Here is a 16,385-nt window from a genome sequence, read left to right as displayed (position 1 = left end):
GTCTTGTGTCTTGCTGTCTTGCTGTCTTGAGGTCTTGTGTTCCGTGGTCTCGTGCTTGTCCCTCGGTCAGCCCTGCCAGGGTAGCCAGGCCCGCACCCGGAACCCGCCGCCGGCGGGGACCGCCGTCAGTTCCCCACCGGCCAGCCGGGCGCGTTCGGCCAGCCCGATCAATCCCTGCCCGCCGCCTTCGACCGGCCCGGGAACCGTGCCCCGGGCCGGATCCGGTCCGGGCGGCGGAGCGTTGCTGACCTCCACCATCAGCCCGTCGCCCGGGCTCCCGGTGACCCGCACGTCGGCTGCCGCGCCAGGCGCGTGCTTGCGCACGTTGGTCAGCGCCTCCTGCACGATCCGGTACGCCGTACGCCCCACCAGGGGCGGCGGCGCGGCCCCCTCGGGCGGCCCGGCCAGCTCGATCCGTCCGCCCGCCGCCCTCGCCTCCGCCACCAGCCGGGGGAGGTCCGCCAGTTCCGGCTGCGGGCGCTCGCCGCCCTCCGCGGGCCCCGTACCCGGCCCCGCCCTGAGTACGCCGATCACCTCGCGCAGGTCGTGCAGCGCCAGGTGGGCGCTCTCGCGCATCACCCCGGCTGCCCGCTCGATCTCCGCCCGCGGGGCGCCGGGATTGAACTCCAGGGCGCCCGCGTGCACGCTGAGCAGCGACAGCCGGTGGCCGAGTACGTCGTGCATCTCGCGGGCGATCTCCTCCCTGGCCTCCATCCGGGCCCGCTCGGCCCGCGACTCCGCGTCCGCCTCGGCCAGTTCGGCGCGCTCGCGCAGCGAGGCGATGAGCTGCTGCCGGGACCGCCGGAACAACCCCCACCCGATGGCTCCGGCGATCAGGGCGAAGTACGTCACGGCCGAACCGGCCCGCTCCTCGGACATGTCCGGCAGTTGCCACAGGAAGAGGGGCAGCGGTCCGAAGACCAGCGCCGCCACCCATGCCGTGGCCTTCCACGACCGGGTCGCCGCCACCGTGAACACCGCCACCATCGCCGGCCCGGTCAGGTAGTGCGCCACGCTGCCGGCCAGGAGCAGCACCACGGCCAACTGGACCGGCGCGCGCCGCCGCAGCAGGACCGCTGCGCACCCGAGCCCGCCGGCCACCTGGTCGGCGGCCCGCCAGCCCGGGCCGAGGCCCTCCGCGACCGGGATGGACTGCGAGCTGACAGCGGCGAAACAGGCGGCGAAGAGGAACAGGGCCAGGTCGGCGGCCCAGTCCCGACGAGTGCGGTGGATACGGCGCATGTCCCGGAAACCTACGCGTCCGGGCGCGGGAGCGGGCGTCCGCGCCCCGCAACGCATACTTAAGTACGAGCGCGGGAGCCCTAAGGCCGATGTCCGGCCCGGCGCGCGGCTCCTAACGTCGGAGCATGACCTCCACCTCGCCGAAGTCCCCGAAGTCCCCACTGGCCACCGTCACGGGTGCGCTGTGCTTCATCCTCACTGTCGGTGGCGCGAGCGGCCTGCTGTACGAGTGGTTCGGCTGGATCCGCTTCATGGGCTTCCTCCGTTTCCTCGCCCCCGACGGCTACGAGGTCTACAGCTACATCGTCATGATCGCCCTCGGCCTCGCGGTGGGCGTCGCGGGCGACACGCTCACCCGCCGCGACCGCGCCTGATCACCGGTCCGCTGCGGCGGTGCCCCGTGACCGCGCCTCCCTCCCCGCTCGGGGAGGGGGCGCGGTCACGTACGGGAGCGGTCAGCTTTCCTGGGCCGGGCCCTCAGGCTCGGGCTCGGGCTGCTGGGGGGCCGTCCGGGGCGGTTCCTGCTGCGGAGCGGACGGCTGCTGAGCCGACGGCGGCGGGGGCTCGGACTGCTTCTGCGCGGTGGGCGGCGGCGGAGCGGTCGGGCGCTGGGGGGCGGCCGACGTCGGCGGGCGCGGCGCGGAAGACCTCGAAGTCGCCGGAGCCGTGGGAGGCGCCAGAGCCGTGGGGGATGCGGGAGTCGCGGGCGCGGACTTCGGCGTCGGTGACTGCGCGGACGGCTCGGAGGTCGGCTTCGAGGGCGTCTCCGAAGCCGGCTTCGACGGTGACTTCGATTCCTCGGACGGCTTCAACGGCGCCGTCGAAGGTGACTCGGCCGGGGTCTTCTTCGGAGTCTCCGACGATGACTCCGACGGTGACTCGGCCGGAGTCTTCTTCGGTGATTCGGACGGAGAGTTCTTCGGTGACTCCGACGGAGACTCCGAAGGGGTCTTCTTCGGCGACTCCGAAGGCGACTTCGACGGCGACTCGGACGGGGACTTCGACGGCGACTTCGACGGCGACTTCGACGGCGACTCGGACGGGGACTTCGACGGCGACTTCGACGGTGTCGGCGTCGTCACGGACGTGCTCGGGTTCGGGGACGTCCCCGACGGGGTCGGCCTCGGCGAGGTCACGGACGGGTTCGGGGTCGTCGCTGACGGAGGCGGCGTGAGCGGCGGCGTCGGGACCGGCGGCGGCGGGATCGGCCGGTCGGGCTTGGGCTTGCCGCCCTGGTGGTCGCCGCCCTTGGGGCGCTCGTACCACTGGTTGTCGCGGTGGTCGTAGATCACGATCTTGTTGATGACGGTCGGCGCCGGTGCGATGGCCACCACCTTCGCCGGCTGGTACGAGGGCCACGTCTGCCCGAAGCGCTTCGGGGCGGCCTTGAGCGGCACCGGCGGACCGAGCGGGTTGCCGCACGCGCAGCGCACCCGCGGCACTCCCCGGTCGTCCACCAGCACGGCCGTCCCGGCCTGGAGCACGGCCTGGTAGGGGACGAGCTTGCCGTCCCGGTAGCTGTGGTTCGTCACCCGGGTGTCCATCCGCAGCTGCACCGAGGTGAGGGAGCGGAGGTAACCGGGAACCGCGGCCGGCTGGATGCCCTGCGCCTGGGCGAAGGCCGCGTTCTTGGCGGGGTCCGCGCCCAGCGATCCGATCAGCTTCTCGACGTCGCAGCTGGCGACGTTCCTGGTGCCGCCGTACACGCCCGGCGCGGAACCGCTGACGCTCCTGGTACCCACCGGCCCGGTCGGGCTGGCGCTCGGACTGACCGTGCCCTGGGGAGACGGCGGCGGGCTCTCCGGCGGGGGCGGCGCGCCCTTCACCACCGTGGACTCCGTGAAGGGGTCGGGGCCGGAAGCGGCGACCGGCTGGAGGAACACCTCGCCGCCGGCGTTGTCGGCCTTCCCGCCGGGCCGGGTGAGGACCACGGCCAGGGCCACGACCGCCGCCACCGCGACCAGCGCGGTGACGAGCCGTGGCACGGAGCGCCACCAGGGCCCTCCGACCGGTCCCTGACCCGGGCCTCCGGGCCCGGCCGGCCCGGCCGGCCCGGCCGGCCCACCAGGGCCACCCGGCGGCGCCGACGGAGGCGGTGGCGGAGGCCCCTGCTGCCCGCCCGAGAGCGGGCCCGATGGCGGCCCGGTGGGGCGTCCTGAAGACGGCGGTCGGCCGGAGGGTTGTGTGGTCACGGGCTCTTCTTCCCAGGAGGAGTGAGTTCCCCGGGGACCATTGTGTGCGCCGTCCGGGTGGTGCCCGCAAGCCGGGGATGTCACGGTGGCAGGGTGAGTCGGACGCCGGAATCGTCATCGTCGGGGGGCTCCGCAAGGGCATGGCGGGACGCCCTCGTCGCCGTCGTCGCGGGATTCGTGGTGATGACCGCGGTCGCCGCCGCCGGGCTGTTGTGCGCGGGCGCGGGCGACCTTCCGGGCGGCGCGTTCCCGCATGTGGTCGCCGCGGTCGTGGTGATGGCAGCAGGCGGTTCGCTGGACGTGTCGGCCGGTGCCGGTTCGCTGGCGGGGGCGGACGTGAACCTCTCGGCGGTCCCCCTATCGGTGAGTCTGGCGGGCGCCCTCGTGACCGGCTACCTCTTCCTGCGCCCCCTGCACAACCGGGCCGTGGCCCGGCCCCGCGAACTCATCGGCCGTGCGGTCCCGTTGGTCGTACTGTGGCTGCTCGCCCTGACCGGCGCCGCCTTCCTCGCCAGCGAGACGTTCGGCATCTCCACCGGCGACTCCCCCATCGGGACCATCACCGAACTGTTGGACTCCGCGCCCACGGTGGGCTTCCAGGCCGACCTGCCGGCCACCCTCCTGTACGGACTGCTTTGGATCCTCGGCCTGTTGGTGATCGCCCTGCTGGTCTCGCGGCGCGCCCCGCTCCCGGCCCGGCTGGTCCGCTTCCACACGGCACTGCGCCCGGCCGCCTTCGCCACGATGCTGCTGCTCCTCGCCTACGTCGTCCTCGGCATCGGGGTCGGCGCGGTCGTGGCCGTCACCCAGGGCCATGCCGACCGGACCCTGGCCGTGATCCTGCTCGGGCTGCCGAACCTCGTCTGGCTCGCGCTCACCCTGGGCTTCGGCGGCGCCTGGGAGGGCAATGTCGAGGGACCCTTCGGACTGCCGATGCCGCAGCTGCTGGACCAGGTCCTGCGCGGCTCCGACCCGTCCCGGATCGACGTGTCCGCGCTCGCGGAGCAGGACTCCCGGGCCTGGTGGCTGGTGGTGGTGGCCGCCGTCCTGCTGCTCGGCACGGGCGTACTGGCGGCCGTACGCTCCCCCGCCCACGTCCGCCCCTGGCAGCACGCCCTCCACCTGGGCGTGGCCCTGGCCCTGGCGACCCTGACGGTCTGCCTGCTGGGCCGGATCCAGGCCCAGTTCGGACTCTCCCTGCTGGGCATCGGCGAGGTGGACGGCCTCGGCGGCCAGGTCCACCTGCAGCCCGTGCTGTGGCGCAATGTCGGTCTCGGGCTCCTGTGGGGCGCGGTGGCGGGATTCCTGGGCGCCCTGTTGGCCCGTCCACTGCACCGTGGCGGCCGGGTCGACGAACCGGCCGCCACGACCCGCGCGACACCCGAGTAGGCCGGGCAGGACGAGTAGGCGGAACGGCCCGAGCAGCCCGAGCGGGCCAAGCGGGCCAAGCGGGCCAAGCGGGCCGAGCAAGCCGGGAGCGGCTCAGGCCGTCCCCCCGGGCGCCGGTCGGTCGAACACCGGCAGCGCCCACGCCGGCACCGGGGGCGGGGCCGGCAGGTCGGGGTGTGCGGCCCGTCCCGCCCCGCCCTCCGCCTCACCCGCCTGCCCCGGCGGTCGGCCGCCCTCCCCCGCCCGCCGCAGGGCCCCGGTGAACTCCAGACAGCTGTTCCACCGGTCGTCCGGAGACTTGGCCAGCGCCTTCGCCAGGACCGCGTCCACCTCCTCCGGCAGTCCGGGCCGCCGCGAGCTCAGCGCGGGCGGGGCGTCGTACTGGTGGGCCCACAGCAGGGCGATGTCGTCGTCCCGTTGGAAGGGCGGTTCCCCGGCGAGGGCCTCGTAGACGACGCACCCCAGGCTGTAGACGTCGCAGCGGCCGTCCACCGGCTTCCCCGAGATCTGTTCCGGCGCCACGTAGGTCATTGTGCCGACGAACTGCCCGTCGGTCGTGAACCCGGTCAGCGACAGCGATTTCTTCGTCAGCCCGAAGTCCGTGAGGTAGGCGTGTTCCGGATGGTCGCGGTCCGTGCCCGGGGCGATCAGGATGTTGCCCGGCTTCACGTCCCGGTGGACCAGGTCGTGGGCGTGGGCGGCGTCCAGCGCGGAGGCCACCTGGCCGGCGATCCGCGCGGCCGTCTCCACCGGCAGCGGGCCCGTCCGGTCCAGCATCACCCGCAGGTCGGGTCCCTCGACGAGGCGCATGGCGATGTAGAGCAGTCCGTCCGCCTCCCCCGCCTCGAACACGGGCACGATGTGCGGGTGCTCGATGGTCGCGGCCACCTTCGACTCGTGGGCGAACCGCTGTCTGAAGGTGTCGTTCCGGGCCAGCTCGGGAGCCAGCAGCTTCAGTGCCACGCGCCGGTCGAGGCGCAGGTCCCGCGCCTCGTAGACGACGGCCATGCCGCCGCGCCCGATCTCCCTCTCCACCAGGTAGCCGGCGATCTGCTTGCCGCGCAGGTCGGTGGGGGACCCGTCGGCGGGCTCCGCCCGTTCCTCGTCCACCGTCAGCCGCCCCCGGGGTCGCGGGTCTCCACGATCCGCGTCGGATCATGGGCCACCGCCCGTTCGGACCGGTCCCCGGGCTCTTCGCGCGGGATTGCGACCGCGTCGGTGGGGGGCGGTTCCCGCCGTACGGGGGCCCCGCCGGCCGGAGTCGTGTCCGGGGGCGGTTGCCGCGGCCCGGGTTCGGGCGCGGACGGACCCCCCGGGCCGGCGACGACCGCGTAGGTCGTCATGCGGTCCCCGTCGTCGTACAGCCACCGGCCCGACTTCTCGTCGTAGAGCCACACCGACTCCCCGTCGATGACCACGCCGGCCCGCAGCCCGCGCAGCGAGCGGCGGAAGGCGTCGGCGTCGATCCGTCCCGAGGCGAGCTCGTCCACGGCCCGCCGGTAGCGTTCCAGGGCCTCGGAGCCGCGCGTGAGCAGCGGCCGCGGGTCCTCGGAGCGGACCGGGGGCCGTCCTCCGGCCGTCGGCGGCGGCTGCGGTACGGCGACCAGCAGCCGCCCGTCAACCCAGGCGGACCACCCGTTGGCGCACAGGACCTCCCCCCACTCCCCGCGCCGGGACAGCAGCTGCACGGGCAGGAACGGGTCCAGGGGCACGGTCGGCCGGCTGACGTCGGGGCCCTCCCAGGCGGGCAGTCCCTCCTGCGGCACCACATGGGTGGGCCGGAAGCCCTCCACCTCGCCTCCGGGTTGACCCAGCGGGCTGCTCATGGGGCCTACTTCCGCATGACGGTCGGCTCGTGGCGGCGCAGCAGCCGGGCGACCAGCACGCCGAAGAGCACGGACAGGACGACGAGCATGCCCATTTCGAGGAGCCAGAGGTGGGCCTCGTGGTCGAACAGCGGGTCTTGGGTGATCTTGCCGGGCACGATCGCGCCGAGGTCGATGGTGCCCGCCATGGCTCCCATGGCCCACCGGGCCGGTACGAACCAGGCCAGCTGTTCGATGACGGGGACGCCGGTGAGTTTCAGCAGGGAGCCGCAGAAGACGACCTGGACGATCGTGAGGAGGACCAGCAGCGGCATGGTGACCTCCTCCTTGGTCACCAGGGCGGAGATCAGCAGGCCGAGCAGCATCGCGGTGACGGACAGCAGGGCGACGGCGAGGGTGATCTCCATGAGCGGTGGCATGAAGAGGCCGCGGCCACCGGGAGCGTTGATGGTGACGCCCGCCAGGCCCACCAGGGTGAGGACCACGGCCTGGGCGACGGTGATCGCGCCGAGGACCACCACTTTGGACATCAGGTAGGCCGACCGGGACAGGCCGACGGACCGTTCTCGCTGGTAGATGACGCGTTCCTTGACGAGTTCGCGCACCGCGTTGGCGGCGCCGATCAGGACTCCGCCCACGCACAGGATGAACAGGGCGTTCAGGGCCGTTTCGGCGTTGAGGGTGTTGCCGGCCAGTGCGCGGGTCATGGCGCCCATGACGAAGGGCAGCGCGACCATGATGACCAGGAAGGTCCGGTCGGACCTGAGCACGGCGGCGTACCGGCGGATCAGGGTGGAGAGCTGGGAGCCCCAGCTCTGGGCCTTGGGCGGTGGCTGCGGCGGGACCCCGGCGGCCCGTTCGGCCTGCGCCGTGAGCGGGAGCCGGCCGGCGGTGACGTCGATGTGGCGGCGGTACAGCGGCGAGGCCCGGTACTCCCCGGCCCAGTCGCGGTCGCGCTGGTTCTCGAAGGCTTCGAAGGCCTCGGGCCATTGCTCGAAGCCGAAGAAGTCGAGGGCCTCCCCGGGGGCGCCGTAGTACGCGATGCGCCCGCCCGGGGCGAGGACGAGGAGGCGGTCGCAGCCTTCGAGGTTGAGCACGCTGTGGGTGACGACGATGACCGTGCGGCCGTCGTCCGCGAGGTCGCGCAGCATGTTCATCACCGAGCGGTCCATGCCGGGGTCGAGTCCGGAGGTGGGCTCGTCCAGGAAGAGCAGGGAGGGCTTGGTGAGCAGTTCCAGGGCGACGGAGACGCGTTTGCGCTGGCCGCCGGAGAGGCTGTGGATGGGCTGGTCGGCACGCTGTTCGAGGCCGAGCTCACCGATCACCTCGTCGACCCGGGCCTGGCGTTCGGCCTTGGCGGTGTCCTGCGGGAAGCGCAGTTCGGCGGCGTAGGTGAGGGCGCGCCGGACGGTGAGCTGGGAGTGCAGGATGTCGTCCTGCGGGACGAGGCCGATGCGGCTGCGCAGTTCGGCGTAGTCGCGGTAGAGGTCGCGGCCGTCGTACAGGACGGTGCCCTGGTCGGCGGGGCGCAGGCCGGTCAGCGCGCCGAGCAGGGTGGACTTGCCCGCTCCGCTGGGGCCCACGACGGCGAGCAGGCATTTGGCGCCGACCGGGAAGGAGATCTGGTCGAGGAGGGTCTTGCGGCCGCGGTCGACGGCGACGGTGAGGCCCTGGACGTCGAGGGAGACCTCGCCGGTGTCCACGAACTCCTGGAGCTGGTCGCCGACGAGGCAGAAGACCGAGTGGCCGATGCCGACGATGTCGCCCTCGGTGACGGGGGTGGCCCGGGTCACGGCGGCGCCGTTGAGGTAGGTGCCGTTGTGGCTGCCGAGGTCGACGATCTCGTAGCTGCCGTCGGCGAGGGCGTGCAGCTCGGCGTGGCGACGGGACACGGTGAGGTCGTCGACGACGAGGTCGCTCTCGGGGGCGCGGCCGATGCGGACGGCGGTGCGGACGGGAAGCGGACGCACGGTCGTCGGCTGCCGGAAGGTGCCGGTCATGGCCGGGTTCGTGACGTGGGAGGGGCGGCCGGTGCCGGGCGCGGGGGGTGGTGCGGGCGGGGGCGGCGGCGCGGGACCGATGACGGCGGCGCGCGGCCCGTCGTCGATGCTGCCGAAGCGCAGTTCCGTGCCGACGCCGACGCTCCACTCGTGGACGCGGTGACCGTCGGCGAAGGTGCCGTTGGTGCTGCCCTCGTCCTCCAGCGTCCAGTGGTCGCCGTCCGGGCGCAGGATCGCGTGGTGCCAGGAGACGCGGGCGTCGTCGAGGCAGATCTCGCAAAGCGGGTCCCGACCGACGTGGTAGATCCGGTCGGGATCCATCTCGGTGGCGCCCCAGTCGGTCACCAGGACGAGCTGGGGCGCGGTCGGCACACTTGGGCGCTGGACCATGACCAGATTTTCCCACGATCGGGAAGGTCCGGCACCGGTCAGACATCACCGCAGGTCAGAGGCCTCTTATGGGTAATGACAACGGTCCCCGTTGCAGCCTTTGCCGATCCCGCCGGGGTGCGCTTCACTTCACGCGACGGGACCGAACACACGGGTGCCGCGACGAGACGGGGGACGCCATGAGTGGGCACGACCACGCGCACGACGGCCACGGACACGGGAACGGGAACGGACGCGCGAACGGGCCCGCGGGCCACGGCCACGGCCACGGGCCCGGCGGGCACAGCCACGGCGTGGCGGCCGATGCCGACCGGCGCTGGCTGGCGATCGCACTCGCCCTGATCGGCGGGTTCATGGCCGTCGAGGTGGTCATCGGCTTCATGGCCAACTCGCTGGCCCTGATCTCCGACGCGGCCCACATGCTGACCGACGCGGTCTCGATCGTCCTGGCGCTGATCGCCATGCGGCTGGCCGCGCGCCCCGCCCGCGGCGGCTTCACGTACGGCCTCAAGCGGGCGGAGATACTCTCCGCCCAGGCGAACGGGCTGACGCTGATCCTGCTGGCGGTCTGGCTGGCGTACGAGGCGGTGCGGCGGCTGCTGGACCCGCCGCCGGTGGAGGGCGGGCTGGTCGTGGTGACGGCGCTCGCGGGCATCGTCGTCAACGTGGCCGCGGCCTGGTGCATCTCCCGGGCGAACCGTTCCGCGCTCGTCGTCGAGGGCGCCTACCAGCACATCCTGAACGACCTCTTCGCCTTCATCGGCACCGCGATCGCCGGTCTGATCGTTCTGACCACCGGTTTCCGACAGGCGGACGCGATCGCCACGCTGGTCGTGGTGGTGCTGATGGTCAAGGCGGGTTACGGGCTGGTCCGCGAGTCCGGCCGGATCCTCCTGGAGGCCGCCCCGGCCCACGTGGACCCGGACGCGGTCGGCGACCGGCTGGTCGGGCACCCGCCCGTCACCGAGGTGCACGACCTGCACATCTGGACGATCACCTCGGGCCAGGCGGCACTGTCCGCACACGTGCTGGTGGAGCCGGCGGGTGACTGCCACGCCGTGCGCCGGGACCTGGAGGGGCTGCTCGACAAGGAGTACGGGATCACGCACACCACCCTCCAGGTGGACCACGCGCAGGAGTCCCTGCTCACGGTCGGCCGCGCGGGCGGGGGCGCGTCCGACGCGCACTGCGCGGACGCGCACGGTCCGGTCCACCGGCAGGGCCCGCACGACCACTGACGGCAGAACGCGTACCCGCGTCACTGGCCGGGGTCCGTACGGGGCATGGATGTACCCATGACACACAAACGCAGTGCCGGACTGCTCCTCTTCCGGCGGACCGGTCCGGAGCCGGAGTCCGGTGTCGAGGTGCTCCTCGGACACATGGGCGGCCCGCTCTGGGCCGGACGGCAGTCCGGGGACTGGGCCATCCCCAAGGGTGAATACGGTCCGGAGGAGACTCCTCGGGACGCGGCCCGCCGCGAGTTCACCGAGGAGATCGGGCTGCCCCCGCCGGAGGGCGACTACCTGCCGCTGGGCGAGGTACGCCTGACCAGCGGGAAGCTGGTGACCATCTGGGCGGTGGAGGCGGATCTCGACCCCGCGCTGATGGTGCCCGGGACCTTCACGATGGAGTGGCCCCCACACTCCGGGAACGTCCAGGAGTTCCCGGAGCTGGACCGAGTGGCCTGGTTTGCTCCGCCCCTGGCGCAAAACATGCTGATTCCATCCCAACTCCCTTTCTTGGAACGACTGTTGGGGCTCCTGAAGGTTTGACCCACACTTGCACTTGCCAACACCCTTACCTGCATGGACATTGCACACATGACCAACGTCGTGCTGGTGGGGACCTTGGACACCAAGGGTGTGGAGTACGGCTGGCTGCGCGAGAGGCTGTTGCGCGCCGGCGTCGAAGTGGTACTGGTCGACACGGGAATCATGGGCGAACCCCGGGTCGCCGCCGACGTACCGCGTGATGCGGTGGCGCGGGCGGCCGGAACGGAACTGTCGGAACTGCTCACGGCCGCCGACCGGGGTGCGGCCGTGACCACCATGGCGAGGGGCGCGGAGGCGACCCTCTTACGCCTGCACGCCGAGGGCAGGCTGCACGGGGTGCTCGCCATCGGCGGGAGCGGCGGCACTTCCATCGCCACCCGGGCGATGCGCGCCCTGCCGCTGGGCGTACCGAAACTGATGGTCTCGTCCATGGCGTCCGGGGACGTACGCCCCTACGTGGGCTCCTCGGACATCACCATGATGTACAGCGTGGTGGACATCGCGGGGATCAACAGCGTCTCCGCACCGGTCCTGGCGAACGCCGTGGCGGCGATCACCGGGATGGCCCGGGCCTACGACCGTTCCTCCGCGGAGGGGCGGCCGCCCCGGCTGGGCGCGGGCGGCCGCCCCCTGGTCGCGGCGAGCATGGCGGGCGTGACCACGGCCGGGGTGGACGCGGCGCGCGAGCGGCTGACGGAACTCGGCTACGAGGTGTTGGTCTTCCACGTCAGCGGCACCGGCGGCCGCACCCTGGAGACCCTGGCCGGCCAGGGGGTCTTCGCGGGCGTCCTCGACCTCACCCTCAGCGAGCTCGCCGACGACCTGTGCGGGGGCATCCTCACCGCGGGACCGGACCGGCTCAGCGCGGCCGGGCGGGCCGGGATCCCGCAGGTGGTGAGCCTGGGGGCGCTGGACATGGTGAAGTTCGGCCCGCTGGAGAGCCTGCCCCGGCAGGTCCGCGACCGGGGCGTCCACGTCCACAACCCGTCCATCACGGTGACCCGTACGACCGCGGCCGAGTGCGCGGAGCTCGGCCGCCGGGTCGCCGCGAAACTGTGCGCGGCGAGCGGCCCCACGGCGGTCTGCGTCCCGCTCCGTGGACTGTCCACGCTCGGCGCGCCGGGCGGGCCGTACCATGACCCCGGCGCGGACCGGGCCTTGTTCTCCGCGCTGCGCGAGGGCCTGCGGGGCAGTGCCACGAGGCTCTACGACTACGACACGCACATCAACGATCCGGCCTTCGGGCGGGCTGCGGCCGACCGGCTGCACGCCATGATCGGCGCCATGTCGGCCGCGGCCTGAGGCGTCCGCCGTGGTTGGGAACCGGCCACGGCGGAAACCACGTCCCATGGGGCGTCCGGCCCCGGGAGGGCCGGTGGACGCCGGTCCGGGACCGGTCGTCCGAGCGATGCAGCGGCGCCACACGGCAGGTAGGGGGCAGGAACGATGGACGACACGCGGGCGGCATGGTCGGTCCCCGGTTACACCGAGGTCCGCGAGCTCGGTTCGGGCGGCAGCGGCCGCGTGGTGCTCGCCGTCCACGACGGCACGGGCACCCCGGTCGCCGTGAAGTACCTCAGCGACCGGCTGCGCCAGGATCCGGCGTTCGTCGGGGAGTTCCGGGCCGAGGCCCGCCTCCTGGGCGGGCTGCAGACCCCGTACGTGGTCAGGCTCTACGAGTACGTGGAGGCGACGGGCGGCGCGGCCATCGTCATGGAGCTGGTGGACGGCATCTCCCTGCGCGCACTGCTGAAGCAGTCCGGGCGGGCCGACGCCGAGGCCGCGCTGGTGGTCCTCAAGGGGTCCCTGCTGGGGCTCGCGGCGGCGCACCGCGCGGGCGTCGTCCACCGCGACTACAAGCCCGAGAACGTGCTGGTCGCGCCGGACGGCTCGTCGAAGCTGGTGGACTTCGGGATCGCGGCGAACCGGGGCAGCACGCCCGGCGTGGCCGGAACCCCCGCCTACATGGCTCCCGAGCAGTGGCAGGGCCGGCCGGCCTCGCCCGCGGCCGACGTGTACGCGGCGACGGCGACCTTCTTCGAGTGCCTCACCGGCCGCAAGCCCTACGACGGGGAGAACTTCGCCGAGCTGGCCGTCCAGCACATCGAGGCGCCGGTACCGGAGACGGAGGCGCCCGAGCCCGTACGTCCGCTGATCCGGCGCGGCCTCGCGAAGGCGCCCGAGCAGCGGCCGGAGAACGCCGAGGCGTTCGTGGCCGAGCTGGAGGGGGTGGCGCTGGCGGCGTACGGGCCCGAGTGGGAGGAGCGCGGGCAGCGCAAGCTGGCGGCGCTGGCCGCCCTGCTGCCGCTGTTGTTCCCCTCGGCGGGCGGCCCGGCGGCCGGTACCACGGCGTTCGCCACGACCGAGGTGCCCGGCGGTTCCGGCTGGGCGCCGGGGCGCCGCGGCTGGCTCGCGGCGGGCGTGGCGCTGGTACTGGGAACCGTGCTGGTCCTGACGACGGACGCGATCGGCGCGGCCCCGGACGCGGCTTCGGCGGTGAGCGCCTTCGCCACGACGAGCGCGGCCCCGCCCGGATCGGCCTCGCCGAGCGCGAACCCGAGCCCGACGGACTCCGCCTCCCCGTCGCCGAGTCCGAGCCCTTCGGCGTCCCCGAGCCCCTCGCCGTCCGCGTCCACGTCTCCCTCGGCTTCTCCGTCGTGGTCCACGAGCCCCACCCCGAAGCCGACGGTGAGCTGGTCCCCCACGCCGACCACGCCGACCCCGACACCCACTCCAACGCTGAAGGTCACGGACGTCTCCGTCACGCTCAAGCCCGGCGTCTACCGTGGCGACGCGGCCATCTCGGTCACCTCCCAGGGCACCGGATCGGTCACCGTGACGGTGGAATGGTTCCTGGACCGTACGCAAGGCTCCTACTCCGTCCGCGACGGAGCGGCGGAGTCGTTCGTGGTCCCGGCCGGCTCGACGGTCACCGAGAACAGGTCCCACACCTTCCCCCGCTTCCGTGGCTGCTACGGCGGCATCCGGGTCACCACCAAGCCCACCGCCGGGAACAAGTCCGCCTCGGCCTCGCAGTACCTGCTGCGCTGCACGGAGCAGGAGGTGCCCCGATGAGCGGTTCCGGCGCCCCCGAGGGCGACGACTACAGCGCCACCGTCCTCGGCAGCCACTGGTTCAGCGGCCCCCCGGACACGACGAAGAGGATGGCTCCCGAGGAGGTGGCGCCCGACCGCGTCGAGGGCTCCGTGCTCCGGTTCGGGCCCGGGGTGACCGCGGCCATGCCCGCGCCGTTCCCCCTCGACCTCGCGCGGGCCGTCGCGCCGCCGCCCGGGCGGCGCCTGGCCGGGCTGCGTCGGTACGCCCTCGCGGCGCTCGTCCTGGCCGCGGTCCTCGCGTACCTCGGATGGCAGCGGCTGGGGCCCGGCATCGAGGTCCGGGACGTGGCCGTGAGCACCGATCCCAAGGGCCCGGCCTGTGACGCGGCCGCCGATGTGGTGGCCGTCGTGGCGACCAACGGGCGCCCGGGCGTCCTCACCTACCGGTGGGTGCGCAGCGACGGCACCCGGTCCGAGCAGCTGACCGAGCGGGTACCGCGCGGGCAGCGGGAGGCCCGGCTGCACCTGCTGTGGACCTTCCGCGGCACGGGGAGCTACCCGGCGAAGGCGGAGCTGCAACTGGTGTCGCCCGGACAGCGCACGGCCGCGGTGGACTTCACGTACCGCTGTTCCCCGTAACGGGCGCGGGCGCGCTGCCGGGCAGCCGGATGACGGCGAGTCCGCCGTCGAGGTCGACCCGGGTGCGCGGCGGGGCGCCGTCCTCTTCGTCGTCGCGCATGACGAGGGCGCTCTGCCGTTCCTTAAGCTCGTTCTGCTTGCCCGGCGAGAAGCTGGCGTGGAGCTGCTCGAAGCCGGTGGCGGACACCTGCCCCTGGCGGCCGCTCCACCGCCAGGGCAGCAGCCCGGCGCGGCCCGCGCGGAGCAGTGCCAGGTCGAGGAAGGCCACGGCGGTGAGCACCAGAGCCAGACCGGGAAGGGTCATGAAGATGACGAAGCCCATGCGGTGACGGTAACCGAAGCCGGGTTCGCGGGAGGCCCGCGGCCCCTTGGGGGAGCGGCCGCGGGCCGTTTCGCGTTCCGTCCCCGCCGCAACCGGGGGACGGACGTCAGGGGGTTCCGACCGGGGTCGGGCCGAGGTCGGAACGGGGCTCAGAACCGGGCGTGCGCGGTGATGTCCGCCTCGAACTCGCCCGTCATGGCCGGGGTCACCGTCGGCCGGCACTGCCGGACCGCCGCCAGGTAGTCCTGCGTGGTCGCGCCCAACTGCGCGGCCGCCGCGCCCCGCGCGCCCACCGCCTCGAGGTCCCGCTCGAAGGACACTTGCGCCGCGATCCGCGCCGCGTGCTCGATGTCGGCCGGTGTGAACAGCTCGGTGGCCGCCACCAGGGCGTTCACGTCGACGTCCGCGCGGCCCGCCGTGTAGCGGGACCAGATGGCGGCGCGCGCTCCGGCGTCCGGGGTGCCGATCGGGATGAGGTAGTCGAAGCGCCCGGGCCGCAGGAAGGCCGGGTCCAGGGAGCGGATGGAGTTGGTGGCGCAGACCAGCAGCCGCTCGTCGCCCTCCCGGAAGCCCGGTATCAGCTTCAGCAGCTCGTTCGTCACCCCGTGGATCCCGCCGGGCTGCGCGGGCTCGGTGCGCACCGGTGCGATCTCCTCGACCTCGTCGATGAAGACGAGTACGCGCTCCAGCTCGGCGATCCGGGCGAACGCGTCGCGCAGTGCCGCCGCCAGGTTGCCCTCGTCGGCGAGGCGGGAGGGCAGCAGTTCCACGAAGGGCCAGCCGAGCCGGGAGGCGATGGCCCGGGCGAAGGTGGTCTTGCCGGTGCCGGGCGGGCCGAAGAGGGTGATGGCGCGCGGCGGCCGCACCCCGTGCGAAGCGGCCCGCTCGGGCTCGGCGAGCGGCAGCACCACGCGCCGCTCGATGAGGTCCTTCTCCTTCTCCATGCCGGCGACCTTGGCCCACAGGTCGTTCGGCAGGAAGCGACCGCCGAGGTCGTCGAGGAGGCCCGCGGCCGGTCCGTGCAGCGGCTCGGTCTTCTCGAAGTAGGCGACGGCCGGCTGCCGGGTGTAGCCGGCGTTCAGGAGGCCTTCGCCGAGCATGTCCTCCTCGGGCAGGACGTACGCGATGCGGCCGACGCGCGCGGCGATGAGCCGTCGCTCCAGTTCGACGAGCAGGGCGCTGGCCAGGCCCCGGCCGCGCCAGCCGGCGGCGATCGCGATGCGCATGACCCAGGCCCGTTCGCCGGTGACGCAGGCGAGCGCCGCGCCGATGGGGACGCCCTGGTGGACGGCGACCACACAGGGCTGGCGGTCGGTCAGCGCGCCGATGCACTCGGCGAGCGAGAAGACGGACTCCTGGCCGAGTTCGGCCGTGGTGTCGATCAGATGGACCACCGCTGCGAGATCGCTCTCGCGGTAGTCGTGGATGAGCCAGTTCACCGGGTACCGCCCCTCGTTCGTGCTCCTGCGGCGAGGCTAGGGGCGGGTGGGCCGGACGATCACGCTCCGTGGTGCACAACACCCGGCCCGGAAACCGTCCGTGGCGTCCATAGAC

The 16,385-nt window shown here is 73.3% G+C and carries 13 protein-coding genes and 1 pseudogene; 7 read left to right on the top strand and 7 right to left on the bottom strand.

Annotation, left to right across the window (positions count from 1 at the left end; all coding sequences use genetic code 11):
* Window positions 1-66: 66 nt before the first annotated feature.
* Window positions 67-1,242, bottom strand: coding sequence for a sensor histidine kinase (locus OG386_RS37690; protein ID WP_328791836.1), 1,176 nt, complete (start codon window positions 1,240-1,242; stop codon window positions 67-69).
* Between the two features lie 125 nt (window positions 1,243-1,367).
* On the opposite strand from OG386_RS37690, the gene OG386_RS37685 reads away from it, so the two are divergent.
* On the top strand, window positions 1,368-1,616 hold the full coding sequence (locus OG386_RS37685; RefSeq protein WP_328791835.1) for a hypothetical protein: 249 nt from the start codon (window positions 1,368-1,370) through the stop codon (window positions 1,614-1,616).
* Window positions 1,617-2,150: 534 nt separating this feature from the next.
* Here OG386_RS37685 and OG386_RS47060 read toward each other — a convergent pair.
* Window positions 2,151-3,434: pseudogene (locus tag OG386_RS47060) on the bottom strand (DUF6777 domain-containing protein); the annotation flags it as partial.
* A 93-nt stretch (window positions 3,435-3,527) separates the two neighbouring features.
* Here OG386_RS47060 and OG386_RS37665 point away from each other — a divergent pair.
* Complete coding sequence (locus OG386_RS37665; RefSeq protein ID WP_328791834.1) at window positions 3,528-4,823, top strand: streptophobe family protein; 1,296 nt, start codon at window positions 3,528-3,530, stop codon at window positions 4,821-4,823.
* 93 nt (window positions 4,824-4,916) lie between these two features.
* Here OG386_RS37665 and OG386_RS37660 read toward each other — a convergent pair whose 3' ends face one another.
* The 3 genes from OG386_RS37660 to OG386_RS37650 are packed head-to-tail and all read right to left on the bottom strand — an operon-like array spanning window position 4,917 to window position 9,039.
* Window positions 4,917-5,933: a serine/threonine-protein kinase gene (locus OG386_RS37660; RefSeq protein ID WP_328791833.1), complete on the bottom strand. Its 1,017-nt coding sequence runs from the start codon at window positions 5,931-5,933 to the stop codon at window positions 4,917-4,919.
* 2 nt (window positions 5,934-5,935) lie between these two features.
* On the bottom strand, window positions 5,936-6,649 hold the full coding sequence (locus OG386_RS37655; protein ID WP_328791832.1) for a hypothetical protein: 714 nt from the start codon (window positions 6,647-6,649) through the stop codon (window positions 5,936-5,938).
* 5 nt (window positions 6,650-6,654) lie between these two features.
* A complete protein-coding gene (locus OG386_RS37650; protein ID WP_328791831.1) occupies window positions 6,655-9,039 on the bottom strand; it encodes an ABC transporter ATP-binding protein/permease in 2,385 nt (794 codons plus the stop codon).
* A 179-nt stretch (window positions 9,040-9,218) separates the two neighbouring features.
* Between OG386_RS37650 and OG386_RS37645 the strand changes: the two genes are divergently transcribed.
* The 5 genes from OG386_RS37645 to OG386_RS37625 all read left to right on the top strand — a co-directional run bounded on the left by OG386_RS37645 (window position 9,219) and on the right by OG386_RS37625 (window position 14,509).
* Window positions 9,219-10,277, top strand: coding sequence for a cation diffusion facilitator family transporter (locus tag OG386_RS37645; RefSeq protein ID WP_328791830.1), 1,059 nt, complete (start codon window positions 9,219-9,221; stop codon window positions 10,275-10,277).
* Window positions 10,278-10,334: 57 nt separating this feature from the next.
* Window positions 10,335-10,814: an NUDIX domain-containing protein gene (locus tag OG386_RS37640; RefSeq protein WP_327387011.1), complete on the top strand. Its 480-nt coding sequence runs from the start codon at window positions 10,335-10,337 to the stop codon at window positions 10,812-10,814.
* Window positions 10,815-10,862: 48 nt separating this feature from the next.
* Entirely contained in the window at window positions 10,863-12,116 is a 1,254-nt protein-coding gene (locus tag OG386_RS37635; RefSeq protein WP_328793502.1) for a Tm-1-like ATP-binding domain-containing protein, read from the top strand.
* A gap of 144 nt (window positions 12,117-12,260) precedes the next feature.
* Window positions 12,261-13,889 carry a serine/threonine-protein kinase gene (locus OG386_RS37630; protein WP_328791829.1) on the top strand — a complete coding sequence of 543 codons (1,629 nt, stop codon included), beginning with the start codon at window positions 12,261-12,263 and terminating at the stop codon, window positions 13,887-13,889.
* Window positions 13,886-14,509, top strand: a complete 624-nt coding sequence (locus OG386_RS37625) for a hypothetical protein (RefSeq protein WP_328791828.1) — start codon at window positions 13,886-13,888, stop codon at window positions 14,507-14,509. Before OG386_RS37630 ends, OG386_RS37625 begins: the two co-directional genes overlap by 4 nt.
* Here the strand turns inward: OG386_RS37625 and OG386_RS37620 are convergent.
* Window positions 14,487-14,831: a DUF6191 domain-containing protein gene (locus tag OG386_RS37620; RefSeq protein WP_328791827.1), complete on the bottom strand. Its 345-nt coding sequence runs from the start codon at window positions 14,829-14,831 to the stop codon at window positions 14,487-14,489. The two genes, OG386_RS37625 and OG386_RS37620, sit on opposite strands and share 23 nt — an antisense overlap.
* 149 nt (window positions 14,832-14,980) lie before the next feature.
* Window positions 14,981-16,270: an ATP-binding protein gene (locus OG386_RS37615; RefSeq protein ID WP_327387007.1), complete on the bottom strand. Its 1,290-nt coding sequence runs from the start codon at window positions 16,268-16,270 to the stop codon at window positions 14,981-14,983.
* Window positions 16,271-16,385 lie beyond the last annotated feature (115 nt).

This window comes from Streptomyces sp. NBC_00273, assembly GCF_036178145.1.
Classification (GTDB): domain Bacteria; phylum Actinomycetota; class Actinomycetes; order Streptomycetales; family Streptomycetaceae; genus Streptomyces.
Note: the sequence above shows the minus strand (reverse complement) of the source record. Positions and strands in the feature narration are given on the sequence as shown.